The following is a 21,727-nucleotide window of genomic DNA, read 5'->3' on the forward strand; positions in this document are numbered from 1 at the left end:
ATTTTTTGATAAAAAGTAGCTTAATTATATTTTCCAGCTTGTTTATAGCCTTATTTTGGTTAGCTTACTTAAATAATGAAGTTGAAATGTACTTACCCATATATGTTTCTTTGATCAGCTGTATTACATATATATATTACGCATGGGATAAGCGAAAAGCGGTACAATCAAACCACAAAAAAGTCAGTCGTATACCTGAACGACACTTACATCTATTGGCTTTATTTGGAGGGTGGCCCGGTGCACTTATAGCGCAGCAAAGTTTACGGCATAAGTCACAAAAACGAGTTTTTATTGCAGTGCTATGGGTATGTATTGTAGTTAATATTAGTGTAATTAGTTATGCGTGGTTTGCCTATTACCGTATTTAAAATGCCTTTATTGAGCGTAATAAAGGCATTTTAAATTGATAATTCGCTTATTGCGCAGACTGGCTTAGCTGTTTTTCATCTAGCTCAATAGTTAAGATGGTTTTTTTGTCAACCGTTACCCACTTTCTATAAGTCACATAGCCTGCCTTACTTACTTCGATATCATATTTACCTGCATCTAGTTCTATAGCGTCTTGATATACAGGCACTATATTCATAATGCGTACTCTAGAGTCTGCAGGGTTAGTAATAACAGTCAGTGATATCGGCGCATTCTCTTCGCTAACTTGAGACGTTGGCTCAATAACTACTTCCTCTGGTTTATTTACACTAGAAGTTGTCGAACAACCCGTAAGTATAACGGCTGCAGCTAATAAGCTTAAATTTTTCATAGGTACTCCATTAATTATAAAAAGTCTAAATATTTTAAAATCTTGGCGGAGTGTATGATGATGAAAATGCACTCGTCGTCCTTGACTTTATTATGTATATTTTGGGTTAGTCTAATAGCTAACTAATCTATATTCAATTATATCTGTGTTATTTTTGAGCAATAAATAAGAGTTGTTTAAAGCATATTGTCTAACGATTGCGTGATGGCCTCACTTTTTTCAACCAAACGTTCAGCTGCTTTATACATTCTTTTTTTCATTAAATCGTTCGCTGTACTAATGTAACGTCTCGATAATTCTTTTCTAAGTGATACTAAAAGAGAAAAATCGTTGGGTAGTGCTGTCGATTCGGATTTAATAAACTCTTCAAATTCCATTAAAGCTTTATGATCTTCAATAGTTTCTAATTGTGCAGAAAAGCGTTGAAACTTTGGACCATAAAAAATGACCGCATCGGCACGAGGAAACTCGGCTTGTTCGCCTAAATTAATCTTTTGTTGGTATGCGGTTAGTGCATTAATTGCAGACTCACGCTTCATTAAATTAGCAAGAAGCTCTTCTGCTTTTTTGTTATTTGAAAATACAATTTTACCCACATTTAAAAGTACTTTTTGTGAGATGACATCATCGCTTTCTATGGCTGTGTTTAACGCAACAGTAAAGTTATCAAGATGCAGATCTGTTGGTTGATAACGGTAAGTTTTATCTACTTCTTTTAGATCTTTAACGAGATGAGCAATACTATTGGGCTGGTCTTCGTTGTAGCGTGATTGTTCGAGTAATAAATCTATTCTCGCGGTAATATCAAAAATAATTGATTGGCGCTCTCTCAATACACTTTCTAATTGCATCGAAAGTTTTTCTGAATCGGGATAGTAGTTCAGTGCATTAGAATAGACCGCTATTATTTTATCAAAATCTTTAAATTTACGGCCCGCAATATTATTAAACTGGCTTGCTTCATCATTAAAGCTATCTAATATACTTTGCTGATTTGATCTGAGTAATCCTTGTTTAAGCACCTCATACTGTGGCGGAATTTGTTCTAGCTTGTTTAAAATAGTAGGGCCTTGCCAAGACATCCATGCTTCCACTTGTTGGTTGATTGCCTTGGCGTTATCAAGTTGTGCCTGTAATTGCTTGGTATTATCTGAGCTTGAAAAATAATTTTGAGTGATTAAGGCAATAATTGCCACACTAGCCACACTGGCAAAAATAGCGGGTTTTAAGTTTACTTTTAGCGTTTTTGAAATTTGTTCTAGTGAATCGAGTCTTTGGCTGGCGCTTAAAGATAATGCTTTATGTAAATTTTTCCATAAAAGGAGAGGGCAATTACTTGGTTTTTTTACAGTAGTATTTTTAGGGACTTTATCTGCAGCAATGCGGTTAAATGGGTGCTTACTGCTTAGAAGCTCATAAGCAATACAGGCAAATGAAAATACATCATCTTTAATGGATGCTTCGCCGCCTTTTAGCTGCTCAGGGCTAGCATACGTTGGAGTATAACCACCAATGGTTGCAAACTCACTTTCGTTTTTAACAGCATATTGGTCGTCCAAACTTTTGTGTTTAGCAATACCAAAATCAAGCACTTTGAGGTTACCATTAGAGTCAAAAATAATATTCGAAGGCTTAAGATCATTATGTATTACGCCACGTGAGTGGGCATATATAAGGGCGTCAGTTAATTGCTCTAAAATAATTTTCGCTTTTTTAAACGCTAAACCTGAGGGTTTATTTCGCTTAATAATTTGTTCTAGAGTTTCTCCCTCAATGAGCTCCATAGTGACATAATATAAATCGCCATCAGAGTCTGCTGAGTACACTTTTACAATACTAGGGTGAGCAAGTTGTTGTGTTTTTGCTGTTTCATCTTTCAATAATGAAATAGCTTCTTCAGAGTTGGAAAACTCTTCTTGGAGCACTTTTATAGCGACCGATGCTTCAGAGCGACCGCTGTTTTCTAAAAAGGTATCTCGCGCACGATATATGTAACACATTCCACCTTGCCCGATGAGCTCTTCAATTAGGTAGCGATCGGATATCTTTTTGCCGAGGAGGTTTTGTTTATGGATGCTTGATGTTTTTTTTGTGCTGGAGTCTAGAGAAGCAATCTGAGTTTTATCGTTGTTATCATTAATATTGCTCATTAAAAAATCCTTTTATTGTGTTTAGTTAAATAATTACAAAGGTAAATAATCTCTACTTACCTATCAATTTTCCCTCTGATATAAGCATGTATTTTACAAAAATATACAATTATAGCAATGCCTGAATAGCATATTGTTGCCGGTGAACTCGCTTTATAGTGAATTGAAAAAGTCGGTTTAAAGCCAGAAGATGTCTCTAAAGTGTTTATTTTTGGCCTAGTTAAAAAGCATTAAAAAGAAAAGTAACAAACGCCGTCGATGAGTATATAGGCCGTATTGTTTTAGAGACAAAATCTACAATGCGACATTTCTCTGTGTTAATTTCAATGTTGACAATAGTTTCGCTTCTACTTTATCCTGTTCACAATAATGCTATAGGGACTGACTTATCAAATGGAACTGATACTAAACATCACTAGTTATCACAGACTTTCGCCTGAAATCGAAGCTACCAAAACGGTAAAAGATTCACTCACTTTTGGTCGCTCTGAGGGATGCGATTGGCATCTCCCCGATCCTGAAAAAATTATCTCAAGTAAGCACGGTAGAATTGAAAAAGAAGGCGATTCTTTTTATATATACGATAATTCAACCAATGGTTTGTTTATTAATTTTGCAGTGGCGCCTTTAGGTCAAGGTAATAAACAACGTTTGTCAGATAGTGATGTCTTAACTATTGGTGATTTTCAGGTTGATGTTAGTTTAGCTGATGAGCCACACGCAGATATTAGTAATCCTATTACTTCAAACAGTTCTCAACAAGTAAGTACATTTGCTTCACATAGTAGTCAAACTGCAGAGTCTGCGCCGTTATTCAATGATTCAATTATGAATGAGTCTATGCCTGCGGTATCTGTAATTTCACAACAAGCAACAGCGGATAATCATATTCCAGAAGATTGGGATGAGCTAACTCGCCTTATGAATACCGATGAGTTTGATCTTGGTAATGACGAAGTGAATTCTTCAGCGCCAGTTGACACTCCAGCTCCAATAAAAGAAAGTGCGCCGACTAAACGTTATAATGCTGAGCAGCAAGCTGTAAAACAAACAGCGCCTGTAAAAAGCTTTGCTCAAAATGATAAAGTGTTTTGTGATGCCTTTTTAAACGGATTGGGGATTAAGGATGAGCTTAAAAGTGCTCTAGATAATGAAAAGCTGTGGTTTGAGATGGGGCAGGGCTTAAGTTTGTTACTGACAGAGCTCATGGAATCTTTACGCCAACGCGCGATTGTAAAGAACAAATTAAGACTGAACCATACAATGTTTCAGACCGAACAGAACAACCCATTGAAGTTTTCTGCCAATATTGATGATGTTATTCAGAACTTGTTCATAAAAAATAGTGCAAGCTTTCTGTCTTCGAATGAATCTATTAAAGAAAGCTTTGTAGATACACGCAAGCACGAGCAAGCACTGCTCGCTGGTGCAGATGGCGTGCTCAAAGGGATGTTATCGCAAGTTTCTCCCGTGCAAATTAATCAACAGGCAAACGATAATTCTAACGTGTTAAAAATTATTCCAGGCCAAATAGAGTCTAAATGCTGGAAGTTATATCAAAGTTTATATGATGATATTTCTCAGGAAGTTAACGCGAAAGGCGCTATGGCTATGTCTGATGATTTTTTAAAAGCATATAACGATCGAATCAAAGAAACGCTCTAGAAAGGAAAGTAAATAATGCATAAAGTTAAGCTCTATTTAATGAGTTTTAGTTTACTATTTTTGGTACTGGGATGTACTACGATGAATAAAATCGTACCTCCTTCTACAGATCTGATCATCAATGTATCTAAAAATGTTAATCCGGATACATCAGAACGCCCTTCTCCGGTGGTGATGAAAATTTTTGAGTTGAGCTCAAGAACAATTTTTGACACGCAGGATTTTTTTAGCTTATACGATACGCCAGAAAAGATATTAGGCCCTGATTTATTAAAAAAGGATGAGTTAGAGCTTCAACCTGATTCAGTACAGCAATATAAAATGAGCCTTAATCGTAATACTCGTTATGTTGGGGTTGTTGTTGCTTACAGAAATATAGACCAAGCAAGGTGGAGAGCGGTTATTGAAGTTGACCCCACCGGTTATGACGACATCAATGTAAATGTAGAAGCGATTGCTACATACATGAGAGAGCAATAAAAAAGGATTTTTAAAATGGGTGATAACACTCGTGTTGCTTGGACTGAGGGGATGTTTTTAAGACCTCAGCACTTTCAGCAATCAGATAAATATATTTCAAATGTGATTAAGCAAGTATGCAGTGGAAACCTTGCTGATCCATGGGGAATAATTGATATTAGTATTGATAATGAATTACTTAACAGTGGTCAATTCGCTGTTGATTCATTAACTGCAATCACCCCGGATCTATTGCCAATTGATATGCCTCAGTCAACCTCTTTACCTGAGCCTTTAGTGGTTAATAAAGATGTGTTTGATGAAATTGTTTATTTGGCTATTCCTGCGCTAAAAAATAGTGGCGTTAATATATCGTCAACTGACGATAATATGGTTACTCGCTATAAGCTTAACGATTTGGCAGTGAGTGATGACTTATTGGGAGCGCAGTCTCAAGAAATAATTCAAGTTGCAAAAGTATACAGTAAGTTGATGCTGTCTTCTGATGATCATTCAGGGTATATCGTGTTGCCTTTAGCACGAATAGTGGATGTGAGCAGCGAAGGGCAAATAAAGTTAGATGCAAAGTACATTCCTCCCTCTTTAAAAGTAGGGCAGTGTAAACCTTTATCGGGGCTAGTGAGAGAAATTGGCTCAATGATAAAGCAACGCGCTGAAAGCATTGCTGCTAGGTTGTGCCAAGGTTATGCGGGTAGTACGTCAGTTGCAGATTTTATAATGCTGCAAACACTAAATAAATATGACGCGATATTTAATAATTTGCTCAGCGTTAATAGTTTACATCCGAACGTGTTTTATAGCCGCTTAATTGAACTGGCAGGTGAGTTATCAACCTTTAGCACGGCTAATAAAAGAGTGCCTAAATTACCTAATTATGATCACACAAATTTAGGGCAAGTGTTTAGTGAAGTGGTTAACTTTTTATACCAATCATTAAGCCATGTAATTGAGCAAACCGCGACTGAAATTAAGCTTGAACAAAGTAAGTTTGGTATTTCGTTTGGTGCCTTAAAAGATAAATCTATTTTAAATTCAGCGCAGTTTGTTTTAGCAATTAAAGCAAGCGTTCCGCATGAAGAGTTGAGAAAAATTCTACCTTCGCAAATTAAAATTGGCAGCGTTGAAACCATTCGTGATCTTGTTAACAACCAGATCCCAGGTATTACAATTAGTAACTTGCCAACAGCGCCAAGACAGATCCCTTACCATGCTGGTTTTCATTATTTTGAATTAAATCGCCATGGTGAACATTGGGAAAAACTGCGCTCCAGCGGAGGAATTGCTATCCACCTCTCAGGAAGTTACCCAGAACTCCAATTAAGCCTTTGGGCTATTAGAACTTAACTTTTTAAAAGGAAGAGTTTCAATGGACGAAACCATTATAAAACCACGCCCTGGCCGACTAGGGCGAAATACCCCAAGCAGTGGTGCAGCGCAAAATGATGCTGATAAAACCGTTATGTCGGTTGAGCCACCCTCTGCAAAGCCGATGAGCAATAATAAGGTATCAATTTTTAAAAATCCCTTGTTAGAAGCGGCAACAGATTGCTTTTCTCTTGTGATATCCATAAATCAATCGCTTGAAATGAGCAATCTAGCAGCGCTCAAGCACCGCTGTGTTGAGGCTATAAAGCGTTTTGAAGTGGAAGTCCGTAACCAGCACCTATCAAAAGAAGTGATTAATAATTCACGCTATTGCCTATGCGCTATTCTTGATGAGTCTGTATTGAATTCAAAGTGGAGCTCAATGGAGTGGGCTGATGAAAGTCTGCTGTCGACTTTTCACAAAGAAACCTTTGGTGGTGAGTATTTTTATACTCTACTTGATGCCGGGTTAGGGCAACCTGAAAAAAACAAACAGTTTTTGGAGTTGCAATACCACTGTTTAAACTTAGGCTTTAAAGGGAAATATCGATTAGATGCCGGCGGCGATACAAAAGTCGAAGAGTATCGTTCACAGCTTTACCATTTACTCAATCAGCTTGATGGCCCGATTAATAATAAACTATCTCCAAACTGGCAACAAAGAGTTGCTGCAGGTGTTGAACTAAGAAATCAAGTGCCACTGTGGGTCATATTTTCTGTGCTGGGGCTGATATTATTGATGATTTATCTATCAATAAATATGAAGCTAAATAACGATGTTTTTGCGATTAATGAAAAACTAGCGGGCATTCATCCGTTAGCTGTTAATCAAACGGTTGATAAAAAAGATCAGCAGCTGCGTGTACTTGAACAGTTACTGCAAACAGAAATTAAAATGGGGATTGTTGCTGTTGCAAAAAATTCCGATGGGATCCGCATAACGATAAACAGTGAAAATTTGTTTAAACAAGGGGATTCTCAACTACTTCCATCATTTCAGCCTATTTTAGAAAAGTTAGCGTTAAGCTTAGAGGGAACTAAAGGGCGAGTGCTTATAACGGGCCACACAGATGACTTACCAATTAGTACAGATAAGTATCCTTCTAATTGGCATCTTTCTTTAGCCAGAGCAACACAGGTTGCTAATTTAATGGCTAAAAGTACCAACTTAAGCGGTCGTTTATGGCCAGAAGGAAAGGGCGCTGCAGAGCCTATCGCCAGCAATTCAGATTCAGCTTCTCGGTCATTAAACCGACGAATTGAAATCGATCTATTATTTTAATGAGGCTGCAATGAGTTTCTCACAAAAATTTAAAAAATAACCTACGCACTAACATCACGAACCGCTATATTAATTATCGGCTTTTTAGCCTTATCATTATTAATTTGGTTTGGTGGCCCTTTAATCGCAGTGGCAGACTATGTACCGCTTGCAGGTGTAGCATCACGATTATTAACTATTTTATTGGTATTATTAGTTTTTTCAGTGACCAAAATTTATCGTCTTATGCAGCAAAATAAGCGCGATGAAAAAATGGCAGATGAGTTAATTGATAACAATGATGCCAATAGTAGTGAAGTAAACGAAGAAATTACTACTCTTAAAACGAGAATGAATGAAGCTATAGATCTACTAAAAGATGTAAAGCTATTTAAAGGTAAAAATATATACCAGTTACCTTGGTATATTATGATTGGCCCTCCGGGTGCAGGTAAAACAACGGTTATTCATAACTCAGGCCTCGATTATCCATTAAAAGATAAGCTAGGCGTTGACTTAGTTCATGGTGTAGGCGGTACCCGTAATTGTGACTGGTGGTTTACCAATAAAGCGGTATTAATTGATACCGCAGGGCGTTACACAACACAAAGTAGCCACGCAAAACATGACTCAAGAGCATGGGAAGGTTTTTTAGGGTTATTAAGAAAGCATCGCCCGTTACGCCCTATTAATGGCGTGATGATCAGCATGGGTATTTCTGAGCTAATGAGCCAGACCAAAACTGAGCGAAACCTACATGCTCGTGCTATAAAACAGCGTCTTCAAGAATTACAAAACCAACTAGGGATGACATTTCCTGTTTATGTTATTTTTTCTAAAGTTGATTTAATTGAAGGCTTTAGAGAGTTTTTTGCTGAGCTAACTGAAGAAGAATGTGAGCAGGTTTGGGGAATTACCTTTGAACTTGATTTAGATAAAGATACTCAGGTAGATGCGTTCAATAAAGAGTTCCATGCTTTAATTTCTAAGCTTACGGAGATGTTAAATCGTCGGCTTATTAACGAGCGTAACGAAGCTATCCGTGCCAAAATTTTTGAATTCCCTCGACAGTTACGGGTATTGCAGGGCGTAGGTGATGACTTTTTAAAAGAAATTTTCACCCCCAATGCCTATGAAGAATTACCCATGTTCAGAGGGGTGTACTTAACCAGTGCGACGCAAGAAGGGACACCGTCAAGCTTTTTAAATGATGCGAGCGCAGGGAAAACAGATTACATAAATCAATCTAAAAGTTTCTTTATTAAGAATGTTTTAGAAAGTGTTATTTTTCCTGAGCAAAACTTAGCAAGCACTAACAAACATCATGATAAGCAAAATAAATGGCTTCGCGTTGCAAGTATTTCAGCTGCGTGTGTTGCTTTATTAGGTTTTTCAGTTTCGTGGTACTTTAGTTTTGCATGGAATAGCAACTTAATAGACGCCACCGATGAGGCAATTACTACTTACCAAGAGCTCGATGCCTCTTCGTTTGATAGAAATAATTTATTGGTGTTGAACGACAGACTAAATGCACTGAGAAATCTACCTGCTACTAACTCTGAGCTCATTAACCCTGAGGATGCTTCATCAGTTGGTTTTAATAAGTTAACCGAAATTAAAGAATCTTCTACTAATGCTTACAAGCGTTCTTTACAAACGTATTTAGAGCCATTTGTTGCTAATACTTTAATTAAGGAAATGGAAGCGCATCCAGAACACTTAAGCTATTTATATGAAACGCTAAAGTGTTACTTAATGTTGTTTAAACCTGAATACTTTGAAAGTGAAGATATTGTGGTGTGGTTCAGTGCTTATTTAGACAGAAACTTACCCGGTGATATGAATATGCAAACGCGTGGTGAGTTAATGAATCATATTTCAGCTTTACTCAATGAGGGAATCACGCAAACCGAAATAGATAACCAAGCTGTGCGAGTTGCACGTGCAGAGTTAACTAAACTACCGATTGCGGAAAGAGCATACCAGCGTCTTCAAGCTGATTTTCTTGATAGTAGTATTCCGCCTTTCAGACTAACCGATATTATTAGCTTTGAAAGTGCACAAAAGTTTACTTTTCGTAATAACGGCGACTTAACGCGAAGCATTCCAGGGTTATACACTTTTAATGGTTTTCATGGCATTTTTAATATTGAAAAAGGAAAAATGCTTGGCAACTTAATGGCTAGTAGCTGGGTTTACGGGCAAGAAGCCTCAGGAACTTACGATATTTCTAAAGCGGAGATAGAGAAGAAACTAGAGCAGCGCTATTTCCAAGATTACATTTATTATTGGCAGTCATTTTTAGATGACTTGAGTCTTAATCAATACAGCTCACCCGCTGAAGGCGTCAATATTACTGATGTGCTAGCAGGCTCTGAAGCACCGATTAAAAATATCATCAATGCGGTGAAAAAGAATGTTCAGCTTACTAAACTACCAGTATCTGAAAATCAAAAAGTAGCTGGTGATGTGGCAGCCAATGCCGCTAAAGTCGCTATGCAAACTAAAGCAAATCGAATCAAGCGCTTTTTACCTGATGAAGCTCCAAAATTTGAAATTGATCTACCAGGTTACCAAGTAGAAGAAGCCTTTGAAGATATTATTGATATTGATGTTCAGCAACTTGATAATATTCAGAAAAATTTAAGAGAGTTAAATATTTATTTAACCAAGCTTGATAGAGGCGATCAGCTTAAGTACTCCATTAAAGATCAAATAAGCGGTAAGAGCAAACCTAGCTTTATTCGCCAATTAGAGTATCAAAGCAGCGACTTACCTTATCCATTTAATAGTTGGTTACTGGATATTAGTAGAGATACTAGCAACATAACCAAAAATAGTGCTAACAGGCATCTAAATGAAATTTGGAAAAGTAAAGTTTTACGCGAGTATAACGCGGCGATTGTGGGCCGTTACCCATTTGCTCCGCAGGCTGAAAAAGAAGTCAGCATTAAAGACTTTACCCGCTTCTTTGGTCCTAATGGCACCATAGACAACTTTTTCAATAGCTACGTAGCCCCGAGTGTGGACATGAGTTCAACCCCTTGGAAGTTTGAAAAAGATATTGGTATTAGCAACAACACGTTAAAAATGTTCGAGCATGCTTACAAAATTCAAACCGCATTTTTTGACCGTGGTAGTAATACTCCAAGAATTGAGTTTGGCTTGCGTACCTTTAAATTAGATAAAACGGTCTCAAGCTTCATGATTGAAATTGATGGCCAATCTATGATTTATCGTCATGGTCCGCTTAAGGTGACCAATTTTGTTTGGCCTGGTGCAAGTGGTCAAAGCAAAACTCGAGTGGTGTTTACTCCACCAAATGGTGGGCGTTCAATTAACACCACCTACCAAGGTGAGTGGTCACTATACAGAATGTTAGATGAACTGAGTGAAAAGCGAAGTAAAACGCGAGAAGACTTAGAGCTGCATTTCTCACTAATGGGTAACAATGCAAAAGTAGAATTATTGCCGAGTTCAATCAGGCATCCTTTTTGGAATAGCAGTGTAGAGAAGTTCTCATGTCCGACCCGATTGTAGATATTGGTTATCTTGGCAAAGTCCCTTGTTTAGGCGACTTTGTTCAAGATAATGTTACTAAAGAGTTTTCAGAGCATTGGGAGCAATGGCTTCAGGCTGCCATTGCTGTAAGTAAAGAACAGCTTGGTGATGTTTGGCAAGAAAACTATTTAACAGGTCCCGTTTGGCATTTTGCCTTAAGCCCAAATATTGTGGGTGATACTGGCGTTATGGGCACGTTATTGCCAAGTATGGATGCTGTGGGGAGGCATTATCCTCTCACGGTAACGCGAACAACACATATTGCTCCTGTCGATGTGCTTCATTCTGGTGTTTTTTCGTTGGAGTACGAAGATGCAGTACTCAAAGTACTTGATGGCTCCGTTGATTTATTTTCTTGGCGTAAAGAGTTAGCTAATACTTTGAGCGAAATTACTTCAACTAAAAAGCAAGTTAGTTTTGCAAACTCGCTAGATAAGAATAAACAGGCTACAGCATTGGAGTTTTCTGGTACCGAATTAAGTGATCACATTTTACAAGATACTATGCATGCCATTTTATATAAAAAGTATGGTGATTACAGTGTTTGGTGGACTCATGGCTCATGCAATATTAAGCCTATGGTGTTGATCACTTCGGCTCTACCGCCTGTAAATCAAGTGGCCGCTATGCTAGATGGACGATGGAAACATTGGGAATGGAATTTTACACAGGTAAAAAATAGTGATTAATAATTTAAGCTCAAGTTATGCCATTACCCACCGAGGTGCTGTTAGGCAACTTAACGAAGACGCGCATGTAGAAATTAACAGCCATAATTTATGGGTAGTAGCTGATGGTATGGGAGGACATGAAGCGGGTGAAGTTGCCAGCCAATTAGTTGTTGATGTTATAAGAACCCATGTTGAAAAGTTTAAACTAGAAGATTTAAACGTCAGTGACATTGTTAAAGCCATTGAAGATGCAAATAAACAATTAACTGAATATAGCGCGCAATACTTAAGCAACAAAACAGCGGGCAGCACGGTGACAGCTTTGTTTGTTAAAAATGAGCGCTATTACATTTTATGGGTTGGCGACAGCAGAGCTTATTTGTTGCGCAATAGTAAGTTGACTCAAGTTTCTAGAGATCATAGCCAAGTTAACGACTTAATAGATGAAGGAATGATTTCTGTTGAAGAAGCTAAAAATCATCCACTATCTAATGTAATTACCCGTGCCGTAGGAGTAATGGATGAAGTAAAAGTTGATATTGTTGAAGGGGATATAAACACAGGCGATATATTTTTACTGTGCTCAGATGGTCTTACTGGCGAGTTATCAGATGAAGAAATATGTTTGTCATTAGAGCCCTCTAGTATTATTGATTCAGGAATGGCGTTAATGCATTCTTCGTTAGTCAGAGGAGCCAAAGATAACGTGACCTGTATTTTAGTAAAATATGATGATGTGGATGCCAATCAATCGATACAATCTTGCAATTTGCAAGATGAGGCAACGATTCCATTGTTCACTAAGTAGCTGATTAAGCCCGTTTTAGTATAATCAAGAAAAAAAGTTGTAAATAAATCAGGAACAAAAAAACTGTTATTTCAATTATTTATAAAATAACATTAGCCAGCTTATCGGCATAATAGCGTCAAGGCTTGTAATTTAATTTAAAGAATGTAATATAATTTCCGCTTTGCTTCTTAGAGCACATGGATAATATTTAGGACAATGGAATGTTTTTATTTGAAGAGTATATTTCCCCTATTTCAGATGCTGAGTTTGCAGGTATTGATCCGCGCTCAGACGTCTCTCCAACGTCTACTTACTATGCCTTAAAAGATTTAAGAAACCAACTTCGTGCGGCTGAAAGAAATGCCTTAGTCGATGAAGAGGGAATTGCTTCACTTTCGCGAGATTGGCTGCCATTACTTGAACAATGCAGTGAGGCAGTTAAAAGCGAAAGCAAGGATATTGAATACCTTGCATGGCTAATTGAAGGTTTATGCCGCGTTCACGGGTTTAAAGGAATAGCGTTTGGTTTTAGTGTTGCTAAGCACCTTTTGGAACACCATTTTGAATCCCTTTATCCAACACTTGATGACGGTGATGAAATTTCAGACAAAGTGTCTGCCTTAGTTGGCTTAAATGGTACAGCCGGTGAAGGCACGTTGATCATCCCAATAAAAAGCATTTATATGACAGACAGTGTCAGTATGGATCCTTTTTCTTTTTGGGAGTATCAGCAAGGGTATGATATTTCGCGTTTAAATGATGAAAAGCGCGAAAAGAAAATAGCCCAAGGCGCAGTTGATTTTGAGCAATTAGAAAAAAGTGCCGCTGAGACCAGTACCGAATTTTTTGTGTCTTTAAAAAACGATATTGAAGATGCGATAGAGCAGTTTGCTGCCTTGAGCGAAGTTATGGATGAGGTGACAGGTGAGCCACAACCGACGTCTAACATCAAACAAGCATTAGAAGTGAGCTTAGCGGCGGTAAAACACGTAGCAGCAGATAAGCTTGAAGCAGCGCAAACTGCACTAGATAAAGCTAACGCTGAGCCTGAAGAGGAACTCGTTGAGGATGCGATTCAAGCTGACTCAGAGCAACCTAAAAAGCTTAGCAGTGATGAGATTAATTCAAGAGAAAACGCAATTAAGAAACTTCAAGAAATTGCGACTTTTTTCAGAAAGACTGAACCTCATTCACCGATGTCTTACACGATAGAACAAGTTATTCGATGGAGCGAATTATCGCTACCTGAGTTATTAAATGAGTTAATTACAGATAGTGATGCTAGGACTGGATACTTTAAGTTGTCTGGCATTAAGATCAGCGAAACTGAAACATAGTAAAAGGAGTTCTCAATGAGTATCCATGATAAGTTAAAACGAGTTCGTAAACCTAGAGTACATATCACTTATGATGTGGAAACTGAGGGCGCGGCAGTAAAAAAAGAATTACCCTTTGTAGTGGGTGTAATGGGCGATTTTTCTGGTGATAATACAGAAGCGCTTAAGCCACTAAAAGATAGACGTTTTATTCAAATTGATCGTGATAACTTTAATGATGTTTTAAAGCGTATGAGCCCATCTCTACGTTTAAAAGTAGACAACACATTAACGGATGATGGTTCTCAGTTTGAAGTTAACTTGAACTTCAAATCGATTGACGATTTCGAGCCTGCAGCCGTTGTAAATCAAGTAGAGCCGTTACGCAAATTGATGGAAACGCGTAACAAGCTTCGTGACTTGATGACGAAGATTGACCGCTCAGAAGAACTTGAAAACGTACTAGAAGAAGTATTAAGCAACACAGCAAGCTTAGACTCGATGGCGAAAGAACTTAACTTAGAGGAGACTGATAAATGAGCACTGAACAATTAGCAACAGAATCAGAATCAGTAGCAGAAGTTAGTTCTTCACTTTTAGAGCAAGCAATCGGTGCGACTAAACAAACAGAGTCAAGCCGTGCTGAAGAGTTACTGAAAACGTTAACTGAAGAAGCATTAAAAGGCACAGTTCAATGGAACAAAAACATGACTGTGACGTTTAATGAAGCAATTCAATTAATCGATCAAAAAATCTCAAAGCAGTTAAGTGTCGTAATGCACACGGATGAGTTTCAAAAACTTGAAGGCTCATGGCGCGGATTACATCACTTAGTGATGAATTCTGAAACTAGCTCAACATTAAAAATTCGTGTTTTAAACATGAAAAAGAAAGAGCTGCATAAAGACTTAAGTAAAGCTGTTGAGTTTGATCAAAGCCAAACCTTTAAGAAAATATATGAGTCAGAATTTGGTACCCCAGGTGGTGAACCGTATGGCACGATTGTAGGTGACTTTGAATTTACTAATCACCCAGAAGATGTTGAAACATTAAGCTTAATGTCTAATGTTGCAGCTGCTGGTTTCTGTCCATTTATTGCCGCATCATCACCGTCGTTATTTGGTTTTGATAATTGGGAAGAATTAACTAAGCCACGTGATTTAGAAAAAGTGTTTGAATCACTAGAATACACTAAATGGCGTTCATTTAGAGACAGCGATGATTCACGCTTTGTATCACTTACTATGCCGCGTTTCCTTTCGCGTTTACCTTATGGTGCAGCGTCAAAACCAGTTGAAGAATTTAACTACGAAGAGTTTGAAGTTGAAGCGAAAGATGGCCGTTCAGTTAGTACTGATAATAGTGATTATTGTTGGAGTAATGCCGCATACGCTATGGCAACAAACATGACCGCTGCTTTCTCTCAATATGGTTTCTGTACTGCTATTCGTGGCGCAGAGGGTGGTGGTAAAGTAGAAGGCTTACCAACGCACATATTTACGAGTGATGATGGCGATCCAGATCTTAAATGTCCAACAGAAATTGGCATTACAGACCGTCGTGAGGCCGAGCTAAGCCAGTTAGGTTTCTTGCCTTTATGTCACTATAAAAACACTGATTATGCTGTTTTCTTTGGTGGCCAAAGCTGTCAAAAACCAAAAATCTACTCAACACCTGATGCAACCGCTAATGCTGCCATTTCAGCACGCTTACCTTACTTAATGGCGACTTCTCGTTTTGCTCATTACCTTAAAGTAATGGCGCGCGATAAAATTGGTAGCTTTATGGAAGCCGAAGACGTTGAATCATGGTTAAACCGTTGGATTCTGTCTTATGTAAATGCGACAGAGGGCGGTGGTCAAGATATTAGAGCACGTTACCCTCTTGCTGATGCGAAAGTATCTGTAAAAGAGATCCCAGGACAACCTGGTGCTTATAACGCTGTTGCTTGGCTTAAACCTTGGTTACAAATGGAAGAGCTTACTTCTTCTTTACGCCTTGTAGCTAAAATCCCAGAGATCGGTTAATAATACCGCTCTCTCGCATTAAGGATGATGCAATAGAATGAATCACGAAGAGTTTTCATTTATCAATCAAGACTTCACTTTTCAACAAAAGTCGCAGTCTCGAATAAGTGATAATGACGCTTTACTCGATAGGTTTTTGAACGAAAAAAACCTAGATAAAGCGTTATTATTATGGCTTGAAGGCTCTTCTGATTCTCCACTTTCTTGGAATAAGGAGTCATTGAGTCCTTATTTACAGCGTGTGATCATTGAACTCGATCAACTGATTTCTTCACAACTCAATCATATAATTCATGCAAAAAGCTTTCAAAATTTAGAAGCTAGTTGGCGAAATCTATGGTGGCTATTATTACAAACAGAGCAACAAGACAAAGAAAAAAAAGTAAAAGTTAAATTGCTTAATTGTGACTGGCCAACGCTCTCAAAAGACGTAAATAAAGCGATAGATTTCGATCAAAGTACGTTTTTTCAATTACTCTATCAAAACGAATTTGACAGTGCCGGCGGCGAGCCCTTTGGTATTGTGATTGGTGATTATGAAATTAGTAATGGTTGCTCAGCGGGCACTATTTATAACGATATAGATACGATTAAAGAAGTGTCAAGAACGGCTGCCGCCGCATTTTCTCCTTTTATATGTTCAGCATCGGCTAACTTATTTGGCGCAGATAGCTTTTCAGATTTAGGTTATTACTCTGATTTATTTAATCATTTTGAGCAGCCTGAATATATAAAATGGCAAAGCTTTAGAAAAATGGAAGAAGCTAGATTCATGGGTTTTACACTTCCTCATGTGCTAGTTAGGCCGCCTTATGCTAATGACGGTAAGCGCCATCAAGAATTCTATTTCAAAGAACAAATTATTAATCCAGAAACAGATATGCTGTGGGGAAATGCAGCCTATCAATTTGTATCAACAATAATCAGAGCTTACTGCGATAGCGGCTGGTTTGGGCATATACGTGGTATAGAGCCAGGGAAAGTGTCAAAAGGCTTAGTCACAGGGCTAGCTCGCGATAGTTTTGCTAATGATACTTATCAAAAAGAAGCCAAGCCGCCACTGGATTTGTTAGTAACCAGTAAGTTTGAAAAGCAATTTTCTGAACTCGGTTTTATCCCAGCCTCTTCGGTCACAAATACCGAACATATTGTTTTTTACAGTAATGCGTCGGTTCAAAAGACAAAAAATTACGATTCAAGCGCTGCTAATATCAATGCGCGCTTATCGTCTATGTTGCAATACATTTTATGTGTATCGCGCTTTGCGCACTATTTAAAATTATTGGCCCGAGACCGTGTAGGCTCTTACAGCACGGCTCAAGCGTGTGAAAGAGATTTACAAGCGTGGATCAATAACTACACAACCGCGTCAGACTCTGCGTCTGAGCACATTAGAAGTAAATACCCACTCAGTAATGCAAAAATAAAAGTAAGTGAAAACAAGGCTAATCCGGGTCATTACTTTTCGGTTTTGCAGTTACAGCCTCATTTTCAGTTAGACCAAATGGTCTCGAGTATTAAGTTAATAACAGAGCTCAGTCCTCATCATAAAATAAAGGAATAGTAATGAAAAAAATACACAGTTTAATTCGCGAGGGAAAACTTGCTGATGCTTTATTATGTTGCGCTACAGAGTTGCAAGATGAGCCTTTAAATTTTGATATTAGAAGTCTTTATTCTGAATTACTTTGCATTAACGGTGAACTTGAAAAAGCAGATAAACAGCTAGATTTTATGGTGCAAAAGAACCCTGAATTTGCTGTAGGTGCGGTTAACCTTAGGCATTTAATTCGCGCACAACAATCGCGTGTAGATTTTTATCAAGGTAAGGGTATTCCTAAACTCTTTCATGAAGCTAATGAGCTAGACACCTTGTTCTTAAAAATGCACGTAGCCCTACTTGAAGGCGAAACATCTGAAGCGGCAACGCTTGCAAAACAAATGGAAGCACTTCGTCTTGAAAGCGTTGATGATGAGCATTCAGCAATTAGAGATTTAGATGATAGCTTAAGCCCATATTTAGAAGTGCTAGGCACGAATGGCGAGTTTTACCTTGCAAACTTTAATGAAATTGAAGCATTAAAAGTAGAACCTGTAACGTCTTTATTAGAGAGCATCTGGTTACGCGTTGAGATCACTATCAAAGACGGTCCGTCAGGCACGGCACATTTACCGCTGGTTTATGCAAACTCAAATACTGAGCTGGAAAAGTTAGGTCAGGTTTCTGATTGGGATGAGCTACAAGATGAGTTTATTGTAGGTAAAGGAATGAAAATGTTATTTGTCAACGATGAAGCAATCACTATTCCTAGTCTAAAAATCAACGCCGTTGAAACAGCAGAGTAAGTGCAATAAACGATTATGATTGAACATAAGCAGCAACTCCAAGCATCTATTTTAGATAGGCTCATTGACGATGAGCCTGACTTTCAAGATGCGCCTTCTCGTACTGAGGGGATCAGCATTAGTGAGCTGAGAAAAAATGTGCGTAGAGACATAGAAGCGCTGCTAAATGCTCGAATTCAGTGGCATACCTGGCCATCACAATATGCTGAGTTGTCGACTTCGTGTTTATCATATGGTTTGCCTGACTTTTCGAGTATGTCTGTAAGCTCACACGAAGGGCGTGCACTTTTATGCGAAACCGTAAGAAATACAATTTTAAAATTTGAACCGCGGTTTATTGAGGTAGAAGTGTTTACCGATGATGAAGTACCCGTGAACAGAGTATTAAACCTAAGGATTAACGCCTTGTTGTATGCCGATCCAGAACCTGAATTTATCAGCTTTGATTCTGAAGTTGAGCCGGTTAATTTAGGTATGAAGATTATTGAGGCCTCTTTATGAACGATGAGTTATTAAAGTACTACAACCGCGAACTAGCGTTTGTTCGCCACATGGGTAAAGACTTTTCTGAAAAGTACCCTAAAGTTGCTGGGCGATTAAAGTTAAGCGATGACCATATTGAAGACCCTCATGTATCTAGGCTAATCGAATCGTTCGCATTTTTAACTGCTAATATTAGGCAAAAACTTGATGACAGCTTTCCTGAGCTAACTGATGCTCTATTGGGACAGATGCTGCCAGACTACCAAGCGCCTATCCCTTCTATGTCGGTGGTAAAATTAGAAGCTGAAAATCTGTCCACCACGGGTGTGGTCATTCCAAGAGGCAGTGAAGTAGAAACCAATGTTGAGTCGATGAAGCAATGTAAGTTTCAAACCTGTTACGAAACTTATTTATGGCCGGTTGAGATCACAAGTGCCCAATTTGATAATAGTCCGTTTGTTGCCCCTAAGCCTCGTTGGCATGAAAAAGCTAAGTCAATTTTCAAACTTGAGCTAACCGGTGAATATCCGGGTGTATCATTAGCTGAAACCGGGCTGGAAAAATTACGATTATTTATAAATGGCCAATGGCATCATACGCTTAAAGTGTATGAACTATTATTTAAACACGCTATTGGTATTGCTTTTGATAATGGTGAAGAGGGTATAAAGTACCTTTCTAAAAACCAGTTAAAAGCCGTAGGCTTTGATGCAAATGAAGCGGTGGTGCCCTATTCGCAGCGCTCAAGTGCTGGTTATCGGTTACTGGTGGAAAACTTTACCTTTCCGGAAAAGTTTCGCTTTGTTGAGCTTGAAAATATTCGTTCATCACTGCCTAAAAAGTCTAACAAATGCAGTGTGTATATTTATCTTGATTCAGAGTCAACCGAGCTTGAAAAGCAAGTAGACAAAAATATGTTTTTAATGGGATGTACACCCATTATCAATATGTTTGAGCAAGAACTAGAACCGATTCGCCCTGAGCTGAGTGAATACGAATACCAATTAACACCACGCTATATGGACTCTGAAATCTCAGAGGTGATTGGTATCTCAGAAGTTATTGCGTTTGATCACAAAGGGAACAAACAAATAGTGTGTCCTTTTTATGGGCAGACTCATCCACGATACCAAGGCCATGATGATTTATTTTGGCACATCCGCAGAGAAACCGCTTCTTGGGCCGGTGGCTATGTTGAGTCAGGTACGGAATCGTTTCTATCATTGGTAGATGCACGATTTGAAAATAGCGCTATGGATTATGCTGAAGGGAACACGGTATTAACAGTACGTGCTAATTGCAGTAATCGAAACCTTCCTGCTAGCATGCCCTTTGGAGATGATGAACTCGGACTTTTAATGCCTGAACGTGGTGATGTAATAAAAAAAATACGTTGTTTAATCCCATTTACTCATGCAGTTAGACCGATATTAGCCGATGCAACTCGTTGGCAATTAGTTAATCATTTAACCCTTGATGCGTTTAGTGGAGATGATGCATGTAACAAGCTTAAAGAAGTGTTACGGCTGTATGACTTTAGAGCTTCACCGCAAACAAAAGGCCTTATCGATAATATTTACCGCGTGATTGTAGAACCAGCAACGGCGCGTGTTGTACAAAAAGGACGAGTAAGCTTCGCAACGGGAAGCGAAATAGAAATTACCTTTGCCAATGATGATTTTTCGGGAAGTGGTATGTTTTTCTTTGCTTCTATCCTCGATCATTTCTTTGCACAATTTGCGGCAATCAATAGTTTCACGCGTGTTAGTTTAAGGCTCAAAGAACAAGAGCAAGTGTATTATCAATGGCCTGCTCGAGTTGGGGAAAGCCCGTTAATATGATCCAGCATATTATTTCTCAAGCGTCACAAGTTGATTTTTATAAAGCTGTTTTCATTATTGAAAACCAGCTGAAAAAGCATGGCTTAGAGTATCGCTATGTAGGGTATGACAGTAGCCCAAAGCAAGAGTTAATTAAATTTACCGCAACACAAAAATTTGGTTACCCAGGTAACGCTATCACAAAATTAGAGCAAGCTAGCTTTGAAGATGGGTTGCATAAAGTCAACATGCAGATCTCTTTTATGGGATTAACGGGTTGCTCAGGTGCTTTACCCCAATTTTACAGCGAGCTGGTGATGCAGCGTCTTCGCTATAAAGATACCACCATGCGTGACTTTTACGACATGTTTAATCATCGTTTGGTGTCTTTATATTATCGAGCGTGGAAAAAATATAAGCCGTCTTTAAATCATGTGAACAAAGATAAAAACAAAGACCCATATACACAAATATTGGGACTTTTAAGTGGCGGCTATAATGATCATCAGCTGCATTTTTCTGGCTTGTATAGCCGAAAAATTCGCAACGCTTTTGATTTAAAAAGTGTATTGAGCTCTTACCTTGGTTGTGATGTTGTCATCAAACAAATGGTAGGAAAGTGGCATGATTTGAAGCCACAAGAACAAACCTGTTTAGCAAGTGAGCGCCTATACGAGGGACAACATGCTCGCTTAGGCGTTGATACCGTAATAGGTAAAAAGATATGGGATATTTCTTCTAATATTGAGATTCATATCAGCACTACTGATATTGATAAAGCAAAATCCTTGTTACCGAAAGGCAAGTTATTTGAGTTAGCTACCAAAATTGTAAAAGATTATGCGGGCAATGCGATTTCATTTCGACTTATCATCGAATCAGATTTTCAACAACTTGATGCGGTGCAGTTGTCTAAACGGGAATGCCAACTTGGCGCTAATAGCTTTTTAATGGCGAGTAAAAACACCCCTAAATTTAACCCTATTAAGTTATCGTTTAAAGGATAATTAAAAATTAAAAGGAACAGCG

General features: G+C 38.3%; 18 protein-coding genes. 16 read left to right on the forward strand and 2 right to left on the reverse strand.

Annotated features, from left to right (window positions below; all coding sequences use genetic code 11):
* The first annotated feature begins 5 nt into the window (after positions 1-5).
* A complete protein-coding gene (locus PSM_RS16230) occupies positions 6-371 on the forward strand; it encodes a DUF1294 domain-containing protein (RefSeq protein ID WP_013462955.1) in 366 nt (121 codons plus the stop codon).
* Between the two features lie 47 nt (positions 372-418).
* Here the strand turns inward: PSM_RS16230 and PSM_RS16235 are convergent, their stop codons facing one another.
* A complete protein-coding gene (locus tag PSM_RS16235) occupies positions 419-763 on the reverse strand; it encodes a PEGA domain-containing protein (RefSeq protein WP_013462956.1) in 345 nt (114 codons plus the stop codon).
* 176 nt (positions 764-939) lie between these two features.
* Positions 940-2,913 (reverse strand): serine/threonine-protein kinase, encoded by a 1,974-nt coding sequence (locus PSM_RS16240; protein WP_013462957.1) that lies wholly within the window; start codon positions 2,911-2,913, stop codon positions 940-942.
* Between the two features lie 393 nt (positions 2,914-3,306).
* On the opposite strand from PSM_RS16240, the gene tagH reads away from it, so the two are divergent.
* From tagH to tssG, 15 genes are all read left to right on the forward strand, one after another.
* The gene (tagH, locus tag PSM_RS16245; RefSeq protein ID WP_013462958.1) at positions 3,307-4,578 is read left to right on the forward strand and encodes a type VI secretion system-associated FHA domain protein TagH; all 1,272 of its coding nucleotides are present in this window, start codon (positions 3,307-3,309) and stop codon (positions 4,576-4,578) included.
* 15 nt (positions 4,579-4,593) lie between these two features.
* Positions 4,594-5,058: a type VI secretion system lipoprotein TssJ gene (gene tssJ, locus PSM_RS16250; RefSeq protein ID WP_013462959.1), complete on the forward strand. Its 465-nt coding sequence runs from the start codon at positions 4,594-4,596 to the stop codon at positions 5,056-5,058.
* A gap of 15 nt (positions 5,059-5,073) precedes the next feature.
* Entirely contained in the window at positions 5,074-6,402 is a 1,329-nt protein-coding gene (gene tssK / locus PSM_RS16255) for a type VI secretion system baseplate subunit TssK (protein ID WP_013462960.1), read from the forward strand.
* A 22-nt stretch (positions 6,403-6,424) separates the two neighbouring features.
* Positions 6,425-7,705 (forward strand): type VI secretion system protein TssL, long form, encoded by a 1,281-nt coding sequence (gene tssL, locus PSM_RS16260; protein WP_013462961.1) that lies wholly within the window; start codon positions 6,425-6,427, stop codon positions 7,703-7,705.
* Between the two features lie 129 nt (positions 7,706-7,834).
* A complete protein-coding gene (tssM, locus tag PSM_RS16265) occupies positions 7,835-11,224 on the forward strand; it encodes a type VI secretion system membrane subunit TssM (RefSeq protein ID WP_013462962.1) in 3,390 nt (1,129 codons plus the stop codon).
* The gene (gene tagF / locus PSM_RS16270) at positions 11,206-11,934 is read left to right on the forward strand and encodes a type VI secretion system-associated protein TagF (protein ID WP_013462963.1); all 729 of its coding nucleotides are present in this window, start codon (positions 11,206-11,208) and stop codon (positions 11,932-11,934) included. The genes tssM and tagF overlap by 19 nt, the downstream gene beginning before the upstream one ends.
* Positions 11,927-12,724: a PP2C family protein-serine/threonine phosphatase gene (locus PSM_RS16275; RefSeq protein WP_013462964.1), complete on the forward strand. Its 798-nt coding sequence runs from the start codon at positions 11,927-11,929 to the stop codon at positions 12,722-12,724. Before tagF ends, PSM_RS16275 begins: the two co-directional genes overlap by 8 nt.
* Positions 12,725-12,927: 203 nt before the next feature.
* Complete coding sequence (gene tssA, locus PSM_RS16280) at positions 12,928-14,043, forward strand: type VI secretion system protein TssA (RefSeq protein ID WP_013462965.1); 1,116 nt, start codon at positions 12,928-12,930, stop codon at positions 14,041-14,043.
* A gap of 15 nt (positions 14,044-14,058) precedes the next feature.
* A complete protein-coding gene (gene tssB / locus PSM_RS16285) occupies positions 14,059-14,562 on the forward strand; it encodes a type VI secretion system contractile sheath small subunit (protein ID WP_010389380.1) in 504 nt (167 codons plus the stop codon).
* Entirely contained in the window at positions 14,559-16,049 is a 1,491-nt protein-coding gene (tssC, locus tag PSM_RS16290) for a type VI secretion system contractile sheath large subunit (protein WP_013462966.1), read from the forward strand. Before tssB ends, tssC (PSM_RS16290) begins: the two co-directional genes overlap by 4 nt.
* A 37-nt stretch (positions 16,050-16,086) precedes the next feature.
* Complete coding sequence (tssC, locus tag PSM_RS16295; protein ID WP_013462967.1) at positions 16,087-17,613, forward strand: type VI secretion system contractile sheath large subunit; 1,527 nt, start codon at positions 16,087-16,089, stop codon at positions 17,611-17,613.
* A gap of 2 nt (positions 17,614-17,615) precedes the next feature.
* A complete protein-coding gene (locus tag PSM_RS16300) occupies positions 17,616-18,395 on the forward strand; it encodes a type VI secretion system accessory protein TagJ (protein WP_013462968.1) in 780 nt (259 codons plus the stop codon).
* Positions 18,396-18,410: 15 nt separating this feature from the next.
* Positions 18,411-18,896, forward strand: a complete 486-nt coding sequence (gene tssE / locus PSM_RS16305; RefSeq protein WP_013462969.1) for a type VI secretion system baseplate subunit TssE — start codon at positions 18,411-18,413, stop codon at positions 18,894-18,896.
* A complete protein-coding gene (gene tssF / locus PSM_RS16310; protein ID WP_013462970.1) occupies positions 18,893-20,719 on the forward strand; it encodes a type VI secretion system baseplate subunit TssF in 1,827 nt (608 codons plus the stop codon). The genes tssE and tssF overlap by 4 nt, the downstream gene beginning before the upstream one ends.
* Positions 20,716-21,705, forward strand: a complete 990-nt coding sequence (tssG, locus tag PSM_RS16315) for a type VI secretion system baseplate subunit TssG (RefSeq protein ID WP_033102982.1) — start codon at positions 20,716-20,718, stop codon at positions 21,703-21,705. Before tssF ends, tssG begins: the two co-directional genes overlap by 4 nt.
* The last annotated feature ends 22 nt before the right edge of the window (positions 21,706-21,727 follow it).

Source organism: Pseudoalteromonas sp. SM9913 (assembly GCF_000184065.1).
Classification (GTDB): Bacteria; Pseudomonadota; Gammaproteobacteria; order Enterobacterales; family Alteromonadaceae; genus Pseudoalteromonas; species Pseudoalteromonas tetraodonis.